Raw genomic sequence first — 18,436 nt, forward strand, 5'->3', positions numbered from 1 at the left:
GAAATGCTACCGAATTCACCCCGTTGCTTTCGTGCCAAAGCTATTACTTGGTTGTATACCAACCTTCATACTTTGCCTGCGTGGCTTGGAGGACTCATGAGTCCTGACGCTGAAGACTCTGGGTACTGCGACGTCCAGATGGCCCTTATCAAAGGGCGTATTTTTCGCAGTCGGTAGCTGAGGTACGAGCGTCAGGCCAGAATCCTGAGCTCGACTCAACCCTTGAAGAAATACAACACGAACTGAATTCCTGCATTGAGCTCGTTGAGGAGCCGCTCGTTGGTGTCGATGGATTTGGCCGACATTAACCCCAGCTTGTTCACAGCATACGTTTTAACCGCTTCGAAAAGATGCGGACGAGATTTGCACAGTTAGCCGCCGCAAGCGGTGCGCGCAGGCCGATAGGCCAAGAGGTGTGAGGATAGACGCCCGCAGCGCCGAAACGTGCGCCTCGCGGGCGGCTTGATTTACGACAGCCGCCCCCGTTGGGGCAATGGTGGGCCCAACACGGGCTCGTCTGTATAGGGACGAGAATGTCTCGCTCGTCGATACTTGAATTGGCAAAAGCCTCCTGGCTGCAGTCGCACGGGAGTATCCCTAGCTCGGCTCATCCTCACAGGTTGTACCTTGATCAGCAGGCCGCCATCTTGGAAACATCCAGTTGGCGATCAACCAGTCTTGCTGGAGGCTACCATCTTTGGCAAATATGTCTTTTCCTTCAGCTAGCCTAAAACTGAATGTCTGCAATTCCTCGCGATTCCCCGAAAAAACGGTGACCTTCAGAGCAGCTTCAGAGCCGTAGAGCTCGCCAAATTTTCGATTTACCTCACCGACAAAAAAGTTCTCGGTGATGGTAGATGGGTCTTCAGGGGTGGTGACGTGTATGTCTTTTAGGGTTTCCTCAGTCAGCCAAGTAGACAAGCCCTGTAGATGAATGCTCTTTGAGACCCGAACCCAAACACTCGCACCTGGTTCAACCTTGATAGGCGTGTTGGCGTTCGGGTTCTCGGACAATACGCACATTCCCGCTGCACCGGCTCTGCCGAGCTTTGCCGTATTGCTTTTGGTGACTTCAATTTGAGCCGACGTCAGGTAGACGGGATCCTTTCCATAGTTCCTCAGCTGCAGCTGAACAAATACGTCATCTTGGTTTTCAGGCATCACGGCGTTAATTCTGAAAGGCTTTAGCCTTGCTCGGACAACGGCTAGGGGCGCTTTGTCCTGTCCTCGCAACTGACTCACGAACGATATAAGGGAAGACCCGTCACTCAAAAAGCCAACGAAGGCAAAGAGGGCAACGACCGACAGCATATTTCGAATTGCGGGGCGGCTCCGGATTGATGACAAGGCTGAGACAAGCTTTTTTAACAAAATAAACTCCACCCTTTCAGGTTTTTCATTGCTGCACGGGATCTTTAAAATCGTCCACGCGCATATCTGTCGGCATGTAACGAGGAAATATTAATTGCATGGATTCCGATTTGAGCAGGAAGGCGCAATGATTACGACGGGGAGCCCACCAGTAGCGCTGGTAGCCTTCCCAGCGTGCCCTCTGTCGATACGCGCTTAGCGACTATCCAACAGCGGGAGGCAAGCGCGTGGACGTGCTGACGGCACTCAGATAATGTCTCAAACACGAAAACGCGCAGGTCGCGTGACGACTCATGAAAGGGATAGACGCGATGATTTATCAATGCAATGGATGCAATAGGACTACCTTCGAGATCGCATGCCCATGGTGCATGGGTTCTCAAGTTTCACCGTCATCAGAGCTCACGTTGCGACACCTTACGCCACTGGATCCTTCGTTTTATCCCGACTTTCAATACAGATCCAAAGGCTTGATTCAGGACTTCTTCGGGAAGAAGAAGGAGCAAGCCCAGCTCAACGATCTTTTGAACAACGTCTTGAGAAAGTACGCGGAGCTGAAGCAGCCATACTTCACGAACTTCATACACACCACTCGCGAAAGCGCAGGTACAAGCGATGAAGCAGGCGTGCCCGGCCCACGGTTGGATGGTGTGTACAGCGAGAGGGAGCTGTTCAGGGAAGTCTTGATTCGCAAAGGCTTTGACGAACTTGAAGGGCTTCCCTCTCTATTGGACAAGCTGCTACAGACCACAGCCTTCAACTCTGCCTATCTGGGCTTCTCCAGAGAATTGACCCGCCACATTCGGACTGACCTGGCCGACACATTACGTTCTTGGATTGAAGAGGCAGGAACGACATTCAGGTCTGACTTGGCTCTGTTCTATTACTACCTTTGGGAAAATGACGTAGCTTTCCCCAATGTTCAATTCAATCCCCAGGCGGCGTCGACATCTGGTGTGCCGCTCCTCCCGATACAGGTTTTCCGGAATGGCCTGAGCCTCTGCGAGGAGATTTATTTCGATATTCTCGTCGAACGTCTGGGATCTCAGCTGGAGCATTTTAATCCGAATCAGTTCATCACCATGTACCTGGTGGATGCTATGGACGGATTTCAGTTTGAAGCTTTCCTGGTTGAGATCTTCCAGACCATTGGCTATGACGTTAAGGAAACCAAGAAAACTGCTGATCAGGGCGCCGATCTTTTCGTTACCCGGTTCGGTAAAAACATGGTCATCCAGGCTAAGAACTATTCGGGCTCCGTAGGCAACGCTGCTGTGCAGCAGGCCATCTCTGCTAAAGCCTTCTACGGGTGTGCCGAGGCGATGGTCGTAACGAACTCCTACTACACGAAATCAGCAAAGGAGTTGGCCAGCACGGCGGGCGTGCGGCTAATCGACCGTGATGGGCTTCAGAGCTACCTTGATGACTACAATCAGAAGCTCATCGAGGTCTTCCAAGCCGAGGATGAAAGCGCCTAGGTCTGTGCCCGTCAGCGGTCAAGACGGCAATCGCCAAGGCATCATAAGCGTACAGATCTGAGGGAGCACCCGAGGTGTCAGGAGTAAGACAGCACTTCATTCCAAAGTTTTTGCAGAAAGGGTTCAGATCTCCAGGTAACGGCAAAATCGTCCGATGCTGGGTATACGAACAGAATAAGCCCCCCAGATCTGCAAATATTCAAGATGTAGGACTTGAAAGGCATTTTTATGCTATCGACGGCGAGCCGGATCTGGACGATAAAATCACCGACGAAGAGCGGGACGTTTACGTACCTTTGATAGACAGCCTACGGGCTGGCAACCTGAGCGAGGCGGTGGTCGAGAGGATTCCAGCGCTGTTATCTCACCTAGAAATCAGAAGCCGCCATGTTCGCCAGAATATGCAGTCGATGGTTGATGAGTGTGCCACTGGCATTCTTCGGTATCTTTCAGATCCCGCTACCCTCCGTGCGTTGACTCAAGATCATTTCAGACCAGGTTCCCCTGTCTTTGACAGTGCCTTGGCAAAGCAGGATGTTAGCCCGCAGCAGCTTCAGGCTTTGCTCACTATGGATGAATCACTCCTCGACCAAATCATCGAGCCGCTCGTCGCGATATTTGCAGCCCAGATGCCTGCCCTGTTGACGCGTATTAAGTCTTCAATACCCGACATGATAAAAGCCAGTCATGTCCGCATGCTCAACGAGTCTGTATCGCCAGCTGCCCGCGCCCTGCGTTTCAGCGCACTCCATTATTCGGTTCAAAGATTTGAGTCAGGCGATCTGCTTCTAGGGGATTCAGTCGTACTGTTCCGTGTGAGAGGCGAGCGCTCTTTCAAGCCCTTCATGGATAAGGATGATGAGCTTGTTCACGTAATTCTGCCGCTGTCGTCGGATCTGTATCTTCTTGGGGAGACGGATATCTCTCAGCCACCGCTTTCCCAAAACCTGCCGCTTGAAATCGCCCGATGCTCTATGAAGTATTTCATCTGCTCGCACCAGAGTGATCGTGCTGTTGATTTTCAGGCGCAGATAGGACGCAACGCTAGCTGGCTTTCGGCACGAGAAATGAGCGTATTACTCGAAGAAGTGCTTTCGGGGTTGATGGGGCAGAAGCTAACTTGACGCGGAACAGTCAAGGCGAGGTTACGCGAAGGGATCTTCCTGAGATGGTTCGTCGAGATTTAATCCTCATCATAACGCCTTCAGAAGCCGCTCAAGTGTCTGATGCTCCCATGTGCTAAGCAGAGCTATAGGGTCAGTCCCGTATCGATCTCCCGAGTCGAATGACCAACGCCGTCCATCGGTGCTGACGCATGCTTCGCAGTAATCGATCTCATCACAGTCGTTGAAGATCGTCATGCTCCATCCCTCGACGTCGACCATGAACATCCCGGCATAGAGCTCGTCCCAAGTCTGAGCACATACTCTGATCATCGTGCGTCGCCCAAAGATCGCATCGCGCAGTACCTGGCAAACCTCCCTTGCTGTGAGCGCAGGCGTAGGTTCGTCAGGGCAATAGGTTAAAGTCATAAAAGAAACCAGTCGGCTTTGGTCGTTTTGCCAAAGGTACACCGGCATGCATGAACCAGGTACTCACAGGGAGGAGCAGATGAAGCTATTTTTGGACTGTGAGTTCACACAGCTGAACCGAGATACGAAGCTGATTTCCTTGGCGCTCGTGTCCGAAGCCGGGCACGAGTTTTACGTCGAGCTCACAGATACATATCTAGTGGGGGACTGCAGCGATTTCGTGATCCTGAACGTGCTGCCTCAGCTCAACCTAGCGACGCACGGGCAAACCTTGGTCGAAGCCCAATCCTCACTGCTCGCTTTCCTGAGTGATCTGGAAGGCCCCCTCGAGGTTTGCTCCGATGCTCCAGAATGGGATTGGGATCTCTTCTGCCAACTAGCCTACGTAGATCATCGTTGGCCAGGTAATGTTGCCAATCGCGCGACTAACTTGATCCTGCTATTCAGGCATCTCGAAGCGGATGATCTCGGCAACGTGACGCTCCCGGAACTTCCACATCACGCGCTGCTGGATGCTCGCCTCTTAGCCGACCTTTATCGTCGACTGACTGCCGGTTCCAATCGAGGCGCTGAACATGGCTGATGATCTTCGTACGCTTGAGTCTGTTAGGCGCAAAGCCCTCTGGACACTTTTGCACCTGGTGCCGGGCGACCCACAAGCTGCCGCTATTTTGCATGTGCTTGACTACATTGAAGACCAAGAACGCGTCGACTTACACCAGAGTCATCCACATCTCGATATTGATGCTGTCCGCAAAGCAGTCCTGATTGAGCGCCACAGTTCCGGTATCAACATCGTTGACGAGGCCAGTATTCCACAGCCGTGGCGTGAGCGTTTTCTACAAGCGAGCATCGGCTCGACGCGCTTGGTCGATGGCCCGTACGCCCATGACTGGGACAAATTTCTGACTCAATGGCAGGCTGAAATGCGGCATTTAGATGCACATAGAGCTGCTAGACGACCGAGACATGATGACTCGTAGCATTAGCCAGCTTCTGAAGGTAAAGGCCTAAATCCTGAAACCCAGCCTCACGCAGTACCTCAGATACCTTCCCTGCGCGCTTCTCCGCTTTAGGCAGGAATATCGCCACCTGGTCAGTGTATGGACGAGGGAGATCCTTCCAGTAGTAGGTCGCCTCAAACCTCTGCATGGCTCGGTGAAAGTCCATTTGCTGTTTGCAGTGCCATGACAACACAAACATGTCGAAATCGCGTCTTAGGCTCGCCAAGGCGAGCTGATTAATTCCGTAAACCTTATACCGACCTTTGAGTGGAACGTTGACCCCGATGCGTTTCGCGATGTACTTAGCCGCTGCGAAGTGGTGGGAGCCTCCACTGTTGATCAAGAACACTCGTCCGTCCCATTCCCAAGTGGAGAAGTAATCGTGATCTTCTCTAGAGATGATCCGGATCTCGTCCCATCGGAGATTCTCTTCAAGCTTTTCTTGGGTAACAGGTGTGATCATTGGCTGCGAGTTGCGCTCAACCATGGCGTCCATGCTTTTGAACCTGCGCAGCTCTGACTTCGAGGCGGAAAAGCCGTCGACCTGCTGAATGTCACAGTTCCAGCGCTGGATCTCCCTAACTGTACCCAAGCTGAGAAGATCCTCTCTGACTAGGCTGGTCGAGCCGTAGTTTTGATAGGAGCCAGGGGAGCGTGTCCATCCATTGAGCCTCCGCCGGTACATTCGACTTGTCTCGTACCCCAAGTCGCCAAAGTCGTTCCAACGCACCACTTCGCTTGCGCTGATACCCTTTCGATGCTCGACCAAGTGCCTGTTCAGGCTCACGTCTGCACGGAGCAAGTTTATCAGGGTCGCCGGCTGGCCGAAGTCCTCCAGTAGAGAGTCGCGGAGAAATTTGATCGCTTTCTTAAGCATTGGCGCTTCCTATTGCCTACCCCGGCGCGATGCACGAGATGTCTCAGCACAGAATGTAGCACTGCGATATGGAAGGCTAACCGAAACATAGCTGCGGATTCCGGATGAGGTTGCTACGACCTTTAGCGCGAAAGGTTTATCTAGGCGACAGGATCAAATCTCTGTGTAAGCAGGGGGGAGGCAGACCAGTTTTCGGAAAGCCGCCTAGCTGTTCCTGCCGTGGTATGGCTTTAGGTCGTGGACGTTTTGTAGCTGACTCGCGGGCCTTTATCTGCACCGTTTGGTTGTTGATCCTTAGCGAAAGCTATTTCTTAACCAAGCCTTTATACAGCTCTCGGGCGGCAACAATCTGGTCTCGAATCTCTTCAGGGTCAATCCTCATGCCACCACGAGGCGTGACCTGAAGCGTCTTTAAGCGGTTCGCAGCCTTGATGAATTCCCGTTCTTCCGCCTGAACCCACTCGGGGCGCTTGTCTTTCCAAAATAGCCAACACATTTGCCCGGCCTCATCTTTGATCGGATGCTCAGCAGTATGTGGGAGCGGTAGCCAATGTCCAAGTAAGAAGGTGAGTCGGATCGCTCTGCAAGCGGAGCGCGCAGGCCAGGATGGTCGAAGAGCGTAAGGATGGAAGCCCGAAGGGCCGAGACCCAGCATAGCGGGGCTCGGTTTACGACAGCCGATCCCGAAGGGATACGCCCGACCGCCTTGATTAAAAGTTACCGAACAGCTCGTTGATCAAATGACCGAGGCGCTACGCCCAGCGCGCAAAGATCGTATGTTCTGCGCAATGCCACCTCGTCACCAGACGACACCCGGACATGGGTAAAGATCGTCGACAGAAAGCGTTTCCTTTCGCCGTTGCCGAGCTCAGACCAAATTCTAGGCTGTCCTTGTGCATCAGGAATCGCCAACCGGTCGAGGAGATACTCTTCCAGGCTGTGCAGACGTTGCTGACCATCGACCAGAATCTCGCTGTTCTCCGCCAACGCCCTGCCAGTGCTCGCCGGCTCGCACCAATCGTTTGTAAGGTAGCTTCCCAAGTCTGCCTCTGACCAAACAGCGCTAATAAAACGAGCCTGCTGGCCTACGTTCCACTCCAATCCGCGCGCCCACTTGGGTACGGGCATACCCATGACAAATCGTCCAGCCCATGGAAACCTATCGTGAGCGGAGGAGGAGTCAACCAGATACATTTCCCAGTGGCCTACCAGAACATCAATTGGGTAATGACTGACGGCTGTAGCCAGAACCCGCTGCGGCATCTGGATGCGTAATTCAGACGGTTCGTCGTCGGCAAAGCGTTGAAAAATAGAAGTCATGATTTTCCTGGCTAGCTCAGGTTGGTCGAAGTATTCGGATAAGTACGGGCGCATCGCCATGCATCCACCGTTGCAATGATCAGCAGATCCCGATCTGTCGAGATATTGATCTGGCCGCTGTCGGCCAAAGCATGTGCATAACCTTCGGCATAGGCTGACGCCTTATCGAATTCGGATGTGCAGGCTGAGGATTCGATGAAGCCGATCAGCCGCTCCCATGTGCGCCGCTGGCGGTTGCCGAGAATCGTGCAGGGTAACGTTAAGATGCTGCTTAAGCGCTGTGCGAAGTCATGTGTAGAGAGGGTCAAAGCTGTCGCTCAAAAAGGGTACTTACTCATCACAAACGGTTGGTTTCGGAAAACCTTGAGCGTGATGCGGAGATTTTTTGTGGAAGATGAGTGGCTCAGGTTTTACCCAAAATCACGACTGATCGCGCACCTGCAATGTGCGAATGCTCTAGATGATTCGTATTCTGGCACCGGGAGGGGAGGGACAAAGTAAGGAGGTCACGAGGGAGTTCTTAGGTACAACGCCTAGCTTTACAAGTCGACTGAAGGGATGCAACGTGACTGAAAAATATTATTAAAAATCTTCCGCCTTCGGTAAGTCTCTATTCTACAAGCAAGCGATATTAAATAAACCCAGATTGAAAGTCATGCTGTGAAACCACGATTGCACGGACTGCGCGCCTTAGATGTGTTTTTGATTTGCCTGCATGATATATAAGCAGTATTAAATGTAGTTATATCTATGTGTTGCTCGGATTTTATGAACAAGGAAGATTTCCTGTAATGCTTTGCGATTGTCAATATCTGCAAAATAAACAATGCCGGGCGCCTGGGTGGGATCGTTGTTTATCTTTGGAGGGTGGCTCAAATCTAGGGTGAGGGGAATGCTGCGCGGATTTAGCGCTGATGAGCAAAAGATAAAAGCTTCTATTGCGATCTTTTTCTATCATTGACAATTCATGGGTAAAGTTCTGGTAGGGGGCTTTTGACAATTAAACCTAAACTAAAATTCGTTATGGCCTGATGTTTGACTTTGGAGTTTTTCATGGTTAAGGTGCGCCACTTTTTTCGGGCGACGAAGTTATGAAAAACTTTAAATATCATAAAGTAATTATTGCGGGTCAAGCGGTGCGGGTTATTAAGTCCCTAGCCGGCGAATCTATTGAGTGTGTAGAAAGTTATGTTAGTAAATTGTTTTCAAGCAATGCACCGCTTGGGACGGTCAAAACGTATACCCCCTGTGTTTGCTGGTATCTTGATTTTACGGTCGAAGCCATGGCTCTGCTTTCTACCGAGATGGGGGAAGAAGCTGCTGAGCTTTCGGTCGTTGAGTTGTATTTCCAAGCGCTAAGCTTAGGAAGTGAGTCAGAACTCCAGATAGTCCGCGTCCTTGTTGAACGTTTGGGAATGGATGTAGCTAGCCCCGCAACTGTAAAACTCATACGTAACGCACTACATTTGTTTTTCCAGCTTTCTGAGAAATACTCTGCGGCAGCCACATTTAATGATGGTTCGGATTCTCCCGTTATGATCATTAGTACCGCTCCACCTATCTCTACTGTCTTTGATTACAAAACTAAAGGTTGGAGTAGTCGTAAGGTAAATTCATATTTGGCGGAATGTATAGCGGGTGGTGTAGGGGTTAATGCGTTAAATTATATTCCTCAGTATTTTACAGGTGGCTCCGCAAGAAACGTCCCGGAACTTAAACTTACTATCGCGGATGCGGTTAAGCTTATAGGTGATGTTGAGAGTATTAGAGATAAAACCTACTATGCTTTGTTGGCAGCAGGCGGTGCGCGCGTATCTGAAACGTTGCAAGTTTTAATGTCTGACATTGACGATAAACAGAAGATAGTTAAGGTCGTTGACCCCAAAAGCAGGAAGAAGTTATATAAATCTATGGGGTTGAGTATGTCGGAAATCAATTCCCTGCGATTTAAAGGTAGAGCGAATCAGCGACTTACGCTCATCGAGCCTTTTGCAACAATGTTCTGGGACGCACTGGAGGAACTCTATGTTTCACCTGAATTTCCAGCTACAGACAAAGATGGGTATTTTCTCACTCATGACTTTCTCTTCTGCGTACATCGAGGCCCAACTAAAGGTACCCCTTTATGTTTAGTCGACCAATCACCAATTTTACGGACATTCAAAGCTAACCTACGGCGGATTGGCGTAGACATTGGTCATCAGCATGATGTAAGGCATATGCATATCTCTTATCTCTGCAACGATATTCCAACTCCTGAAGGCCTAGGTTTAGGAGTTCAAGAAACTTCAAGGTGCGTTGGCCATATTAATATTGAAAGCACTGAGATCTACAATCATGTCGACTCTTCCAAAGCCTTGGCGGCAGCCGAAATGATGTACATCGAGAACGGCTATTACGATAGTATTCTGCTGGGTGAATTGCAATGAAGGTTAATTTTTCAGAAAAGCCTGTGTTTCTGGTAGATGAGGCACAGATCCACAGATCTGTACAAAAAAATATAAGAATCATTAGCAAGTACATTGACAAGACGTACGGGCCATGCAGGCTCAGTTATGATGCTATAAATTCAACGCCGGATAAAAGGTATTACTCGTTCAAAAAGTTTTTTGTTTATTCGCCAAATTTGTCTTCGCGCATATATGATGAATCGTGGGTTCTTTCTGTCTATGAATATGTTCTCATAGGTGACCTAGCCCCATCCCAGGAGTTGGTGAATAGAGTTCTGGGGGAAGACGCTCAACATTATTATAAGATCATGAAAGTAGATCTCAGAAGATCGCTTTGGCTATTGTTGGTTCTGCTGTTCAAAGATGGCTGCTTGTTGCTTACCCCATTAATGAAGGCCAATCAATTCAAATACAGGTCGACAGTGCATAAGGAGTTTGGTTTTGAACTCTATCCTGAGCTGATGGCGTTCACGCTCTCGGCGAGGGATAAAGTAGACCTTCCAATTTTTTGGGAAAATGTCGATCAACGGGTACGGGAACGCGTGGCCCAATACGGAACTCGTTTGTTCTGGATCATCGGGGCGATCAAGCCAGAAGATTTGACTGTTGAGAATTTAGTCTCAGTTCATAAAAAATATTACTACGAAAACGAGCGATTGACTGCTGAATTGCCTGTTCATACTATTGTTAATTATGTCTGTGGTTATTTTGGTGAGCGGGTCAATTTTGATTACGCGGATTTGTATCATGCTTTAAATGAATTGAGGCCTAATAAGTATAAATCCGGAGCTAGAGGGGAGCTCGCATCTATCGACTTTAATCCAGTTGTAGAGGCAGCAAAGTCTAGCGAACAGATCGTCGATTACTGCCGGCTTTTAGTGCGAACGAAGTTTATGCCAGAAAGCATATTGCAAAATCCAGTTATAAGTGATACTGGTTTTCATAATGCACCTGCTCTTTTACGATGGGTCGCCGTGCAAAAAACCTACCTGGAAATGAAAGGGTATGAGCAGGAGGCAAATGGGTCGTTAGGAAGTGGTCTCTTGAATATATATCTGTTTGTCTACCTCGACAAATGGTATTCCCTATTTGGTTCAGATGCGGATGTATCATATCCTGAATTCATCTCGCAATTAAGCATCAACTTTGTTGCTCCGCTGACCCAGGCTGTGAATTCGCCATTGCCACTTAAAAACTTTATTTACGAGCTCACGAGCGATGCGTTGACTATTAGATCAACTTCACTCCAGCAGCTCCGAGCCATGTTTGAGTGGATGGAAATGAAGGGTTTCAGGGATGATCTTGGAAGTTTCAAGAATTACCTGTCAAAGCTGGATATGCCGCCAAGTATGGCATTGCCGAATTCTGACAAACGACCCTTCAAAAGGGCTGAATATAGCCTTTCCATAAATTACTTATATTGTATTTTTCAGGCTCTTAAGGTGCTCAATGAAGATATACTTGAATCCAATTACACCGATATACTTTATGGTGATTTAGAACAAAGGGCATTGGCGTTAGGATGGAGCAATGAATTTTACCATGGAGGACGTAAGTACACTGTGAACGTGCTGCCGCGATGCTTCTTCAAGCGATGGTCTATTCCTTTGGCAAATGGTGCCTCCAAAACGATATTCAGTCCTCATATGATTGTTCATACGCTTTCAGCAGTGGAGAGCGGCTTGAGGCATCAATCAATCCAGTGGTTATCAACTGATTTTGACAAGCATGTGATTGGCGATGTTGAACTTAATAAGGCTTATTGGCTCCATGTAGTAATAGATAAGGTAAAAAAAACTCCGATAAGGACAATTGTGAGTGGCCAAACTATTTTAGCGTTGCGCTATCAACGTGAAGTCAGGGAGATGGTCTCTAGTCATGCGTTTAAGAAAACGAAGAGCTATGAAAATAGAGAGCCCAACGTAAGGGTGGACTATCTTCCATTATTCTCTAAGTCCATTGTGGATGGAGATCCATATAGTGATGGTTTGTATTTTACAACATATTTATCTTTCTTGGTTTCCTTTCAGTTTTTTTTGAAAGATCACGATGTGCAGTGTAAGTTCTTTGAGTTCAAACCCAATAGGTTCGGATATGGGGAAACGGTAATCGCCGGTGATGTGGTTGTGCTTAATGTTCATACCCCATATTGTCCAGTGCGAATAGTTACTGATATGACCCCACACCATACTAGGAATAGCACGGTTAAGGTGTGGCAAAGGATTATGAAGGATAGCGAGGTCGGTCGGTTCAAAACTGGTCAGGGTGTTCGTACTGTCCGATATTATGGGACGTTGATTGATGAAGATTACCAGGAAATCACAGAAAAAGTAGGTAGTGACCTAGCGAAAGTTTGGTCAGGAGAACGTATTGACGCTTCGAGCCCAAACTCGAATTTTCGTAAAGCATTGGCTGTTAATCCCTCGCAGGCTGTCCGTGACTTTGGATGTATCACAATGTCGCCTGAGTCATCATCGAGCAGGAATTCAGCACTTGATGATATGGTCAGAAAATATCACGACCGGCTTCGTCACCATTCAACCCATGTCTGCACTAAGGGGGATCAGTGCACTGAATCTATTGTCCGTGAAGGTCTTGAGAAAAGGTGTGGACTTTGCATTTTCTCTGTCAAAGGTATCGATCACATTCCAGCAATCGATGTGAAGATCTACAACCTTTCGGTAGAGGTTGAGGAATTGCATGCTTACGCGGATTCCCTTTCTGAGGAAAATACTCATGAGCTCGAGCGGGTTGATGAACTTCTAGAAAAAACTGTTGCTGATCTGCTCGGCTGGACATGGAGTCGTGACTATCTCATTGAATGTTACCGGCGGGACTCTAAATCAGAAAATAAACTAATTTCGATTCAGCCTCAGCTGATGAGAAAACAAATGTGCGAAGTTGAGATGGCAGATCAGTCTATACAGTATATTTTCTCCCGGCTTTACGAAAATAGTTTGTATCCTGAGCTGCAAACAGAGACAGTGCGGGCCAAATATAATTTCCTTAAGATGCGGCTTCAAGGAGCAAGTTCTGATATTCCCGGATTGTTTAAACCTGTGACGGCAGACTCAGCTAGCGTGATTGTAGGTCAAATTAAGACATTGCTGGAATCAAATAACATATCCTTGGATAATATTACGCAGGCGTTGGAATTCGGTGCTGATATCGCCCTAGGTGAATATACACCGCTAATTCTCATCTCTACAGAGTAAATATTATGGGAAGTAACTGTTCGCCATGGCAGAAAGGCAATGTGGCTGCACGTGTAGCTATTGTAAGGGAAGTCCTCGCGTCTTTGCGAGGTGGCAAGGGAGGGCGCCTTAATGTCACCGGACTGGCGGAGAGTATCTGTCGAACTATTAGGGCAGTAGAAATTAGGGAGGCGGAGAGTTTAGGAAAAAAATACAAGCCTATTCATAGTTCGACGCTATTGCGCCCCGACGGTAGTTATCGACCACTCTTAGATGCGTTTTTAATCGAAAGGGGTCTACGGTCGGCTAATCCCGAATCTCATGTGTCCAACCCTGTGGCGAAGCGATTACTTGCGTCTAAAGATTTGAAGATACGGAATGTGTGCGGGAAACTAGAGCGTGCGCTCAAGAAAATCGATTACTTAGATAAGCGGGGGCTGCACCTGAATAGTCCTGAAAATCCTGTGCACGCAGAGATCGACGCATTGGGAAGTGCGGCGGTTGTTTTACTCGATGTGATAATTGGAACTGGTCTCTTCAAACTAGACGAGGAAGCAGGAGACCTGCTTTATGTAACGCGCTCCCGAAAAGTTGCAATTGCGCGCTTACAGATTGCGCCAATTTTAAATTGGAAAAAACGTCGGTCGGCTACTCGTTCAGAAAATTGACTTTGCATGATTGTATGAAATTCCTTTAGTTAGGATGCAGGCAGGGCAGTGAGACGTTTGTTTCAGTTCCCCACGGTGTGCCAGTCTGCATATTCGCCTTACAGCCTTACAGCCAACAGCGTTACGCTGTTCGGTCTATCATGGTCGCAAGAGGCGCTTAGGATCGGCTCCGATGGAGCCCTAGGCGATACCGCGTTCAGTGAGCACCTAAGAACCTAAAGCGTTGCTTCAGCAAAAACCTGAATATCGAGATATCAAAAGCCCAGTGGTCTTCTGCTGCATGGACGCCAAAAGCCTTCTCATTGATGTGATGGCTGGACAAGCAGTGTCACGTTTACCGTTAGGCCGAGCAATTTGAAAAAGTGATAGCAGCTGTTATGACTGACCTCAGTGCTCTTGGAAAGTGAATCCCGAGCATGTGAAGCTCAAAGCCCTGCCGATCAAATATCACATGGTGTCGAGAGCCTTTGGGGGTCGACGAACGCTGGCCATCGAGTTGCAAGTGAAAACGTCACATTGGCCGCACTTTGATGCGCGAACCTGGCGTCACCAGTCATCGCTCACTTGACATCGGTGCGCGTCTCCCGGCTTGGAAGCGTGCTCCGCATACATTTAGGCGCGAGGATGGTGTCAAAATAGTCAGGCAGGTTTTGTGGACTGGTCGTTTTCTGTAATTTCTATTACCCATTTGACGCCTGGCGCTTTACGGATGCCGGTTGAGTTGAGGGGTAGACCTGAGACAACCGTTCACGGTGATGAGGCTTTCAGTACACCAACCATCTGCTCAGGAGCGATCTGCTGGAGCATGTTGATGTCAAAGTCTGAGCGGGAATGGTGCAACCGCAGGTTTGCTATCTCAATGAAATGGTTGCGGTTAGATGGCGTGATTAGCCAAGACGGTGGGACAGATTGTCGTCAGCCATGAGCACTCAAGGCTACGTGGTCGGTGCTCCCATGAGATTAGTTACTCGCCTGGAGCAATGGCAGGAGGCTGCGAACTGAGTCGCGCTGCTTTATCAGCGTGCAGTTACTGCACCTTGTAACCGACTGTATTTTATGATGATTTTCTATAATCTAGGAGGGGTAGTGTCGGATAGGAGTTCGAACCGGCCCTGGGACGCCATATTCAAAGCCCCGTACGGAATATCCGGCGGGGCTTTTTTGTGCGCGCTTGAACTTTTGCAACACGGGTCGAACCTTGGCGTCAATCGAGGTTCACAGCAGGGCTTAGCGTGTATTTGTGGCAACGGTGTACCTCGCACCCCACTGAGCATCGTCTGAACAGCAGTCAATTGTTTTGTAAAAATTTATCCCCGGAAGCTGCCTGTATTGCCTGTCCGGAACCGATCACCGGGGACTATCATGCCGATAGCCCTGTTTCTCACTGCAAGGAGCCGCTCGGAACGCCGATGCGACAGATCTGGAAATCTTTTCGAGCCCTTTATTTCGCCTCCTTGATGATGCTGATCGGCTCTGGCTTGCTCAGCACCTACCTGGCTCTGCGCCTGGCGGCTGATAACGTTGACAGCCTGTGGGTCGGTGCGCTGATGGCCGCCAACTATTTTGGTCTGGTGCTGGGCGGCAAGATTGGACACCGCCTGATTGCCCGAGTCGGGCATATCCGCGCGTATGCGACCTGTGCCGGAATTGTCGGTGCGGCGGTGTTGGGTCATGGCCTGGTCGATTGGCTGCCGGCCTGGATCGTGCTGCGGGTGATCGTGGGTCTGGGCATGATGTGCCAGTACATGGTCATTGAAAGCTGGCTCAACGAACAGGCGGACGCCAAGCAGCGTGGTGTGGTGTTCAGTGGCTATATGATCGCCTCTTATCTGGGTCTGGTACTGGGTCAGTTGATTCTGGTGATGCATCCCCAGCTCGGCCTGGAACTGTTGATGCTGGTCGCGTTGTGCTTTGCGCTTTGTCTGGTACCGGTTGCCATGACTCGGCGCATTCACCCGGCGCCTTTGCGGCCGGCTCCGATGGAGCCGCGCTTCTTCATCAAGCGCGTGCCGCAGTCGCTGAGTACAGTGTTGGGCGCGGGGCTGATCGTCGGTTCTTTCTACGGTTTGGCGCCGCTGTATGCGTCCCAGCAGGGGTTGACGACCGAGCAGGTCGGCCTGTTCATGGGTAGCTGCATCTTTGCCGGGTTGGTGGTGCAGTGGCCGTTGGGCTGGTTATCGGATCGTTATGATCGCGCGCTGCTGATCCGTTGCTTCGCGCTTTGCCTGGCCGTGGCGTCATTGCCGTTGGCGATTCTCACTCAGGTGCCGCTGGAGGTGTTGTTCATCGCCGGGTTCCTGTGCTCGTTGGTGCAGTTTTGCCTGTACCCGCTGGCGGTGGCGTTTTCCAACGACCATGTCGAAGGTGACCGCCGGGTATCTTTGACGGCCATGCTGTTGGTTACCTATGGCGTCGGCGCCAGTGTCGGGCCTTTGTTGGCGGGTGTGGTGATGAAGTTGTTCGGCAGTCAGATGCTGTACGCGTTTTTCACCTTGTGCGCGCTGATCCTGGTGTGGCGCATTAGGCCCAAGGCTGTCACTAATCTGCATCAGGTGGACGACGCGCCTTTGCATCACGTAGCGATGCCCGACAGTATGTCCAGTTCGCCGTTGGTCGCGGCGCTCGATCCGCGAGTGGATGAGCAAGTGGTGCAGGATCAGATGCAAACGAGCCCCGAGCCCGAAGTCGAGCCGCCGCAGCCGCCGGTCGAGGAGCCCAGTACCGAGGCGCCTGCCGAGCAGCCGGACTCCGACGAGCATCCCAACGGCTTGAGCGGGGCGCGTCCCTAACAACGAAAAACGGGCAGACCCCTGAGGGCTGCCCGTTTTTTATTGCGACGTGTGGCGCTTAAAAGTCGTCGTCTTTGTCGAAACGACGTGCTTCGCGCTGCAATTGGTAAACGAAACGCTCGACCTGTCGCTGCACCAGCCCGCTCATATTATGGAAGCGTACGCCGGCGAAAGTGGTGTTGATCTTCTCTTCGAAGTGCAGGTAGCGCAGTTCGACCGAGGTGGTCATGCTGCCGAAGGGCAGGGCGGCGATAAATCGGTCATAGACCTGGCCCAGTTGCAGGCGCTCAGTGATGTCTCCCTCGAAGCGCAATTTGCAGCCGGTGGCGGAAATATCCAATAGCTTGCCGTTGATCGGCGCCTTGAGCTTTTCACCACCCAGCTCGATGTTCACCAACTGTGCCAGCTTCAGGGCTGCACGAAAGGCATTCCTGCGTTGGTGATACACAACTTCATTGGGCATGCTGCCGGTGTAGATGCGGTGACCATTCTTTTCGCTGATGGTCATGCCACCGTTGCTTTCCCACGCGACGCGCACGCCATCGTGGAAGCCTTCGATGCGGAACGGCTCGCCATTTTCAAGATAGCGCTCACCGTCGCGGGGGATCATTTCGTCCATGACCAGCGTGTTACTGTCCCGATCGACATCCACCAGATAACTCTGGAAACGCTGGCTGCGCTCGTGAAACGTAATGATCAGCGGGTCATGGCTTTCTTGCAGCATTCGCAAGTTGCCGGCGATTTCCAGAGGCGTGGTGAGGACCTTGGGGGGCTGCGGAGCATCTTCCGCATTAAGAGCGTTGAACACGGTTCTTCCATCTCCAGACAAATACGACTACACGCAAGAACCGGCATTTTGCCAGCATGTAGCGCGCCTTGGATAGGGCGCGCGGTAAACCGGTGTCAGGCTTGGCTGCGGGTGCTGGGCTTGACCAGACGCGAGGTGGAGCCCTGAGCGTTATACAGCGCCGGTGGCTCGCCGCCGTGGAGTATACGCAACTGGTTGGCCGTCGTAGCTTGCTGAAGCTGAATCGACTGGCCGTTGAGTTGATTGGCTTCCTGGCACTGGCTGAGCAATTGATTGAGTGCTTTGCTCTGAGTGAGCAGATGGTCGCCCACCGAGGAGTGGCTGGCCAGCTGTGCCAGGCCGTCATGGTCTGCGGGCAGACCCAGGCTGATAAGGATCTGGCTGCGTTTCTTGCCATGCTGTTCCAGTAGGACGATCAGCGACTGCTTGCGCGCCAGGATTTCCTCAAGGAGCGGCATATCCCGGCCATAGAGCGCCAAGGATTCTTCTTTTAGCAGCTCGAGCAACTGTTGCGTCGGCGCTAGATCATCGATGATCAGTTGAAGCAGGGTTTCGTCGTGATGCATGGCTGGCCTTGGGTTTTAAGCGTCCAAAAGCCCGGCGCAGGCCTTTGCCTAGCGCTCGGCTTCGAAGTTAAGCAGCTTGCTGGCTACACGGTTGCTGTCGACTTTGTAGCTGCCATCAGCGATTGCCTGTTTCAATTCGGCCACGCGGGCTTTATTGACCACCGGTTGATCGCGCAGCGAGTCAGTGACCTTCTGCAACTGTTGAGCCTCATTGCTCAGGTGTACCGATTCCCCGCTCTGGCTGGCGCTGGTCTGTTCCGTCTTGGCAGGCGCTGGGGCCTTGGTTTCCGCACTTTCTTTGGCGCCCGTGGTGCGAGCAGTACCAGACGTTGCCGGGGAGTTATTTAAACGATTGAAATCAATGACCATGATAAAAAAC

15 protein-coding genes are annotated in these 18,436 nt (G+C 50.7%); 8 read left to right on the forward strand and 7 right to left on the reverse strand.

Annotated features, from left to right (window positions below):
• Positions 1-597 precede the first annotated feature (597 nt).
• Positions 598-1,164, reverse strand: a complete 567-nt coding sequence (locus K1567_RS23220) for a hypothetical protein (protein WP_220698903.1) — start codon at positions 1,162-1,164, stop codon at positions 598-600.
• 518 nt (positions 1,165-1,682) lie between these two features.
• Here K1567_RS23220 and K1567_RS23225 point away from each other — a divergent pair.
• The 4 genes from K1567_RS23225 (at position 1,683) to K1567_RS23240 (ending at position 5,364) form a co-directional block, all read left to right on the forward strand.
• Complete coding sequence (locus K1567_RS23225; protein WP_220699060.1) at positions 1,683-2,849, forward strand: restriction endonuclease; 1,167 nt, start codon at positions 1,683-1,685, stop codon at positions 2,847-2,849.
• A 74-nt stretch (positions 2,850-2,923) separates the two neighbouring features.
• Positions 2,924-3,973 carry a DUF4238 domain-containing protein gene (locus K1567_RS23230; protein ID WP_220698904.1) on the forward strand — a complete coding sequence of 350 codons (1,050 nt, stop codon included), beginning with the start codon at positions 2,924-2,926 and terminating at the stop codon, positions 3,971-3,973.
• 454 nt (positions 3,974-4,427) lie between these two features.
• Positions 4,428-4,964 (forward strand): 3'-5' exoribonuclease, encoded by a 537-nt coding sequence (locus tag K1567_RS23235; RefSeq protein ID WP_220698905.1) that lies wholly within the window; start codon positions 4,428-4,430, stop codon positions 4,962-4,964.
• Entirely contained in the window at positions 4,957-5,364 is a 408-nt protein-coding gene (locus K1567_RS23240; RefSeq protein ID WP_220698906.1) for a hypothetical protein, read from the forward strand. The genes K1567_RS23235 and K1567_RS23240 overlap by 8 nt, the downstream gene beginning before the upstream one ends.
• Here the strand turns inward: K1567_RS23240 and K1567_RS23245 are convergent.
• The 3 genes from K1567_RS23245 to K1567_RS23255 all read right to left on the reverse strand — a co-directional run bounded on the left by K1567_RS23245 (position 5,336) and on the right by K1567_RS23255 (position 7,890).
• Positions 5,336-6,262: a DUF6685 family protein gene (locus tag K1567_RS23245; protein ID WP_259445020.1), complete on the reverse strand. Its 927-nt coding sequence runs from the start codon at positions 6,260-6,262 to the stop codon at positions 5,336-5,338. The genes K1567_RS23240 and K1567_RS23245 overlap by 29 nt on opposite strands.
• A 717-nt stretch (positions 6,263-6,979) precedes the next feature.
• Positions 6,980-7,636: a DUF262 domain-containing protein gene (locus tag K1567_RS23250; RefSeq protein ID WP_259445021.1), complete on the reverse strand. Its 657-nt coding sequence runs from the start codon at positions 7,634-7,636 to the stop codon at positions 6,980-6,982.
• A complete protein-coding gene (locus tag K1567_RS23255) occupies positions 7,594-7,890 on the reverse strand; it encodes a hypothetical protein (RefSeq protein WP_220698907.1) in 297 nt (98 codons plus the stop codon). The genes K1567_RS23250 and K1567_RS23255 overlap by 43 nt, the downstream gene beginning before the upstream one ends.
• A gap of 783 nt (positions 7,891-8,673) precedes the next feature.
• Between K1567_RS23255 and K1567_RS23260 the strand changes: the two genes are divergently transcribed.
• The 4 genes from K1567_RS23260 (at position 8,674) to K1567_RS23275 (ending at position 16,683) form a co-directional block, all read left to right on the forward strand.
• The gene (locus K1567_RS23260) at positions 8,674-10,011 is read left to right on the forward strand and encodes a tyrosine-type recombinase/integrase (protein WP_220698908.1); all 1,338 of its coding nucleotides are present in this window, start codon (positions 8,674-8,676) and stop codon (positions 10,009-10,011) included.
• Between the two features lie 284 nt (positions 10,012-10,295).
• The gene (locus K1567_RS23265) at positions 10,296-13,247 is read left to right on the forward strand and encodes a hypothetical protein (protein WP_220698909.1); all 2,952 of its coding nucleotides are present in this window, start codon (positions 10,296-10,298) and stop codon (positions 13,245-13,247) included.
• 302 nt (positions 13,248-13,549) lie between these two features.
• The gene (locus K1567_RS23270; RefSeq protein ID WP_220698910.1) at positions 13,550-13,894 is read left to right on the forward strand and encodes a hypothetical protein; all 345 of its coding nucleotides are present in this window, start codon (positions 13,550-13,552) and stop codon (positions 13,892-13,894) included.
• Positions 13,895-15,303: 1,409 nt separating this feature from the next.
• Positions 15,304-16,683 (forward strand): MFS transporter, encoded by a 1,380-nt coding sequence (locus tag K1567_RS23275; RefSeq protein ID WP_034099918.1) that lies wholly within the window; start codon positions 15,304-15,306, stop codon positions 16,681-16,683.
• A 58-nt stretch (positions 16,684-16,741) separates the two neighbouring features.
• Here K1567_RS23275 and K1567_RS23280 read toward each other — a convergent pair whose 3' ends face one another.
• From K1567_RS23280 to flgM, 3 genes are all read right to left on the reverse strand, one after another.
• Entirely contained in the window at positions 16,742-17,491 is a 750-nt protein-coding gene (locus K1567_RS23280) for a flagellar brake protein (RefSeq protein ID WP_034099917.1), read from the reverse strand.
• 95 nt (positions 17,492-17,586) lie between these two features.
• Positions 17,587-18,057 carry a flagella synthesis protein FlgN gene (locus K1567_RS23285; RefSeq protein ID WP_034099916.1) on the reverse strand — a complete coding sequence of 157 codons (471 nt, stop codon included), beginning with the start codon at positions 18,055-18,057 and terminating at the stop codon, positions 17,587-17,589.
• A 48-nt stretch (positions 18,058-18,105) separates the two neighbouring features.
• Positions 18,106-18,426, reverse strand: coding sequence for a flagellar biosynthesis anti-sigma factor FlgM (gene flgM, locus K1567_RS23290; RefSeq protein ID WP_034099915.1), 321 nt, complete (start codon positions 18,424-18,426; stop codon positions 18,106-18,108).
• Positions 18,427-18,436: the final 10 nt, after the last annotated feature.

This window comes from Pseudomonas sp. S5F11 (assembly GCF_019641515.1).
Classification (GTDB): Bacteria; Pseudomonadota; Gammaproteobacteria; order Pseudomonadales; family Pseudomonadaceae; genus Aquipseudomonas; species Aquipseudomonas rhodesiae.

Coding starts and splice junctions, on each gene's coding strand:
- K1567_RS23275 (WP_034099918.1), top strand. CDS start 15,304: ATGCGACAGATCTGGAAATCTTTTCGAGCCCTTTATTTCGCCTCCTTG.
- K1567_RS23260 (WP_220698908.1), top strand. CDS start 8,674: ATGAAAAACTTTAAATATCATAAAGTAATTATTGCGGGTCAAGCGGTG.
- K1567_RS23285 (WP_034099916.1), bottom strand. CDS start 18,057: ATGCATCACGACGAAACCCTGCTTCAACTGATCATCGATGATCTAGCG.
- K1567_RS23250 (WP_259445021.1), bottom strand. CDS start 7,636: ATGCGCCCGTACTTATCCGAATACTTCGACCAACCTGAGCTAGCCAGG.
- K1567_RS23245 (WP_259445020.1), bottom strand. CDS start 6,262: ATGCTTAAGAAAGCGATCAAATTTCTCCGCGACTCTCTACTGGAGGAC.
- K1567_RS23240 (WP_220698906.1), top strand. CDS start 4,957: ATGGCTGATGATCTTCGTACGCTTGAGTCTGTTAGGCGCAAAGCCCTC.
- flgM (WP_034099915.1), bottom strand. CDS start 18,426: ATGGTCATTGATTTCAATCGTTTAAATAACTCCCCGGCAACGTCTGGT.
- K1567_RS23235 (WP_220698905.1), top strand. CDS start 4,428: ATGCATGAACCAGGTACTCACAGGGAGGAGCAGATGAAGCTATTTTTG.
- K1567_RS23225 (WP_220699060.1), top strand. CDS start 1,683: ATGATTTATCAATGCAATGGATGCAATAGGACTACCTTCGAGATCGCA.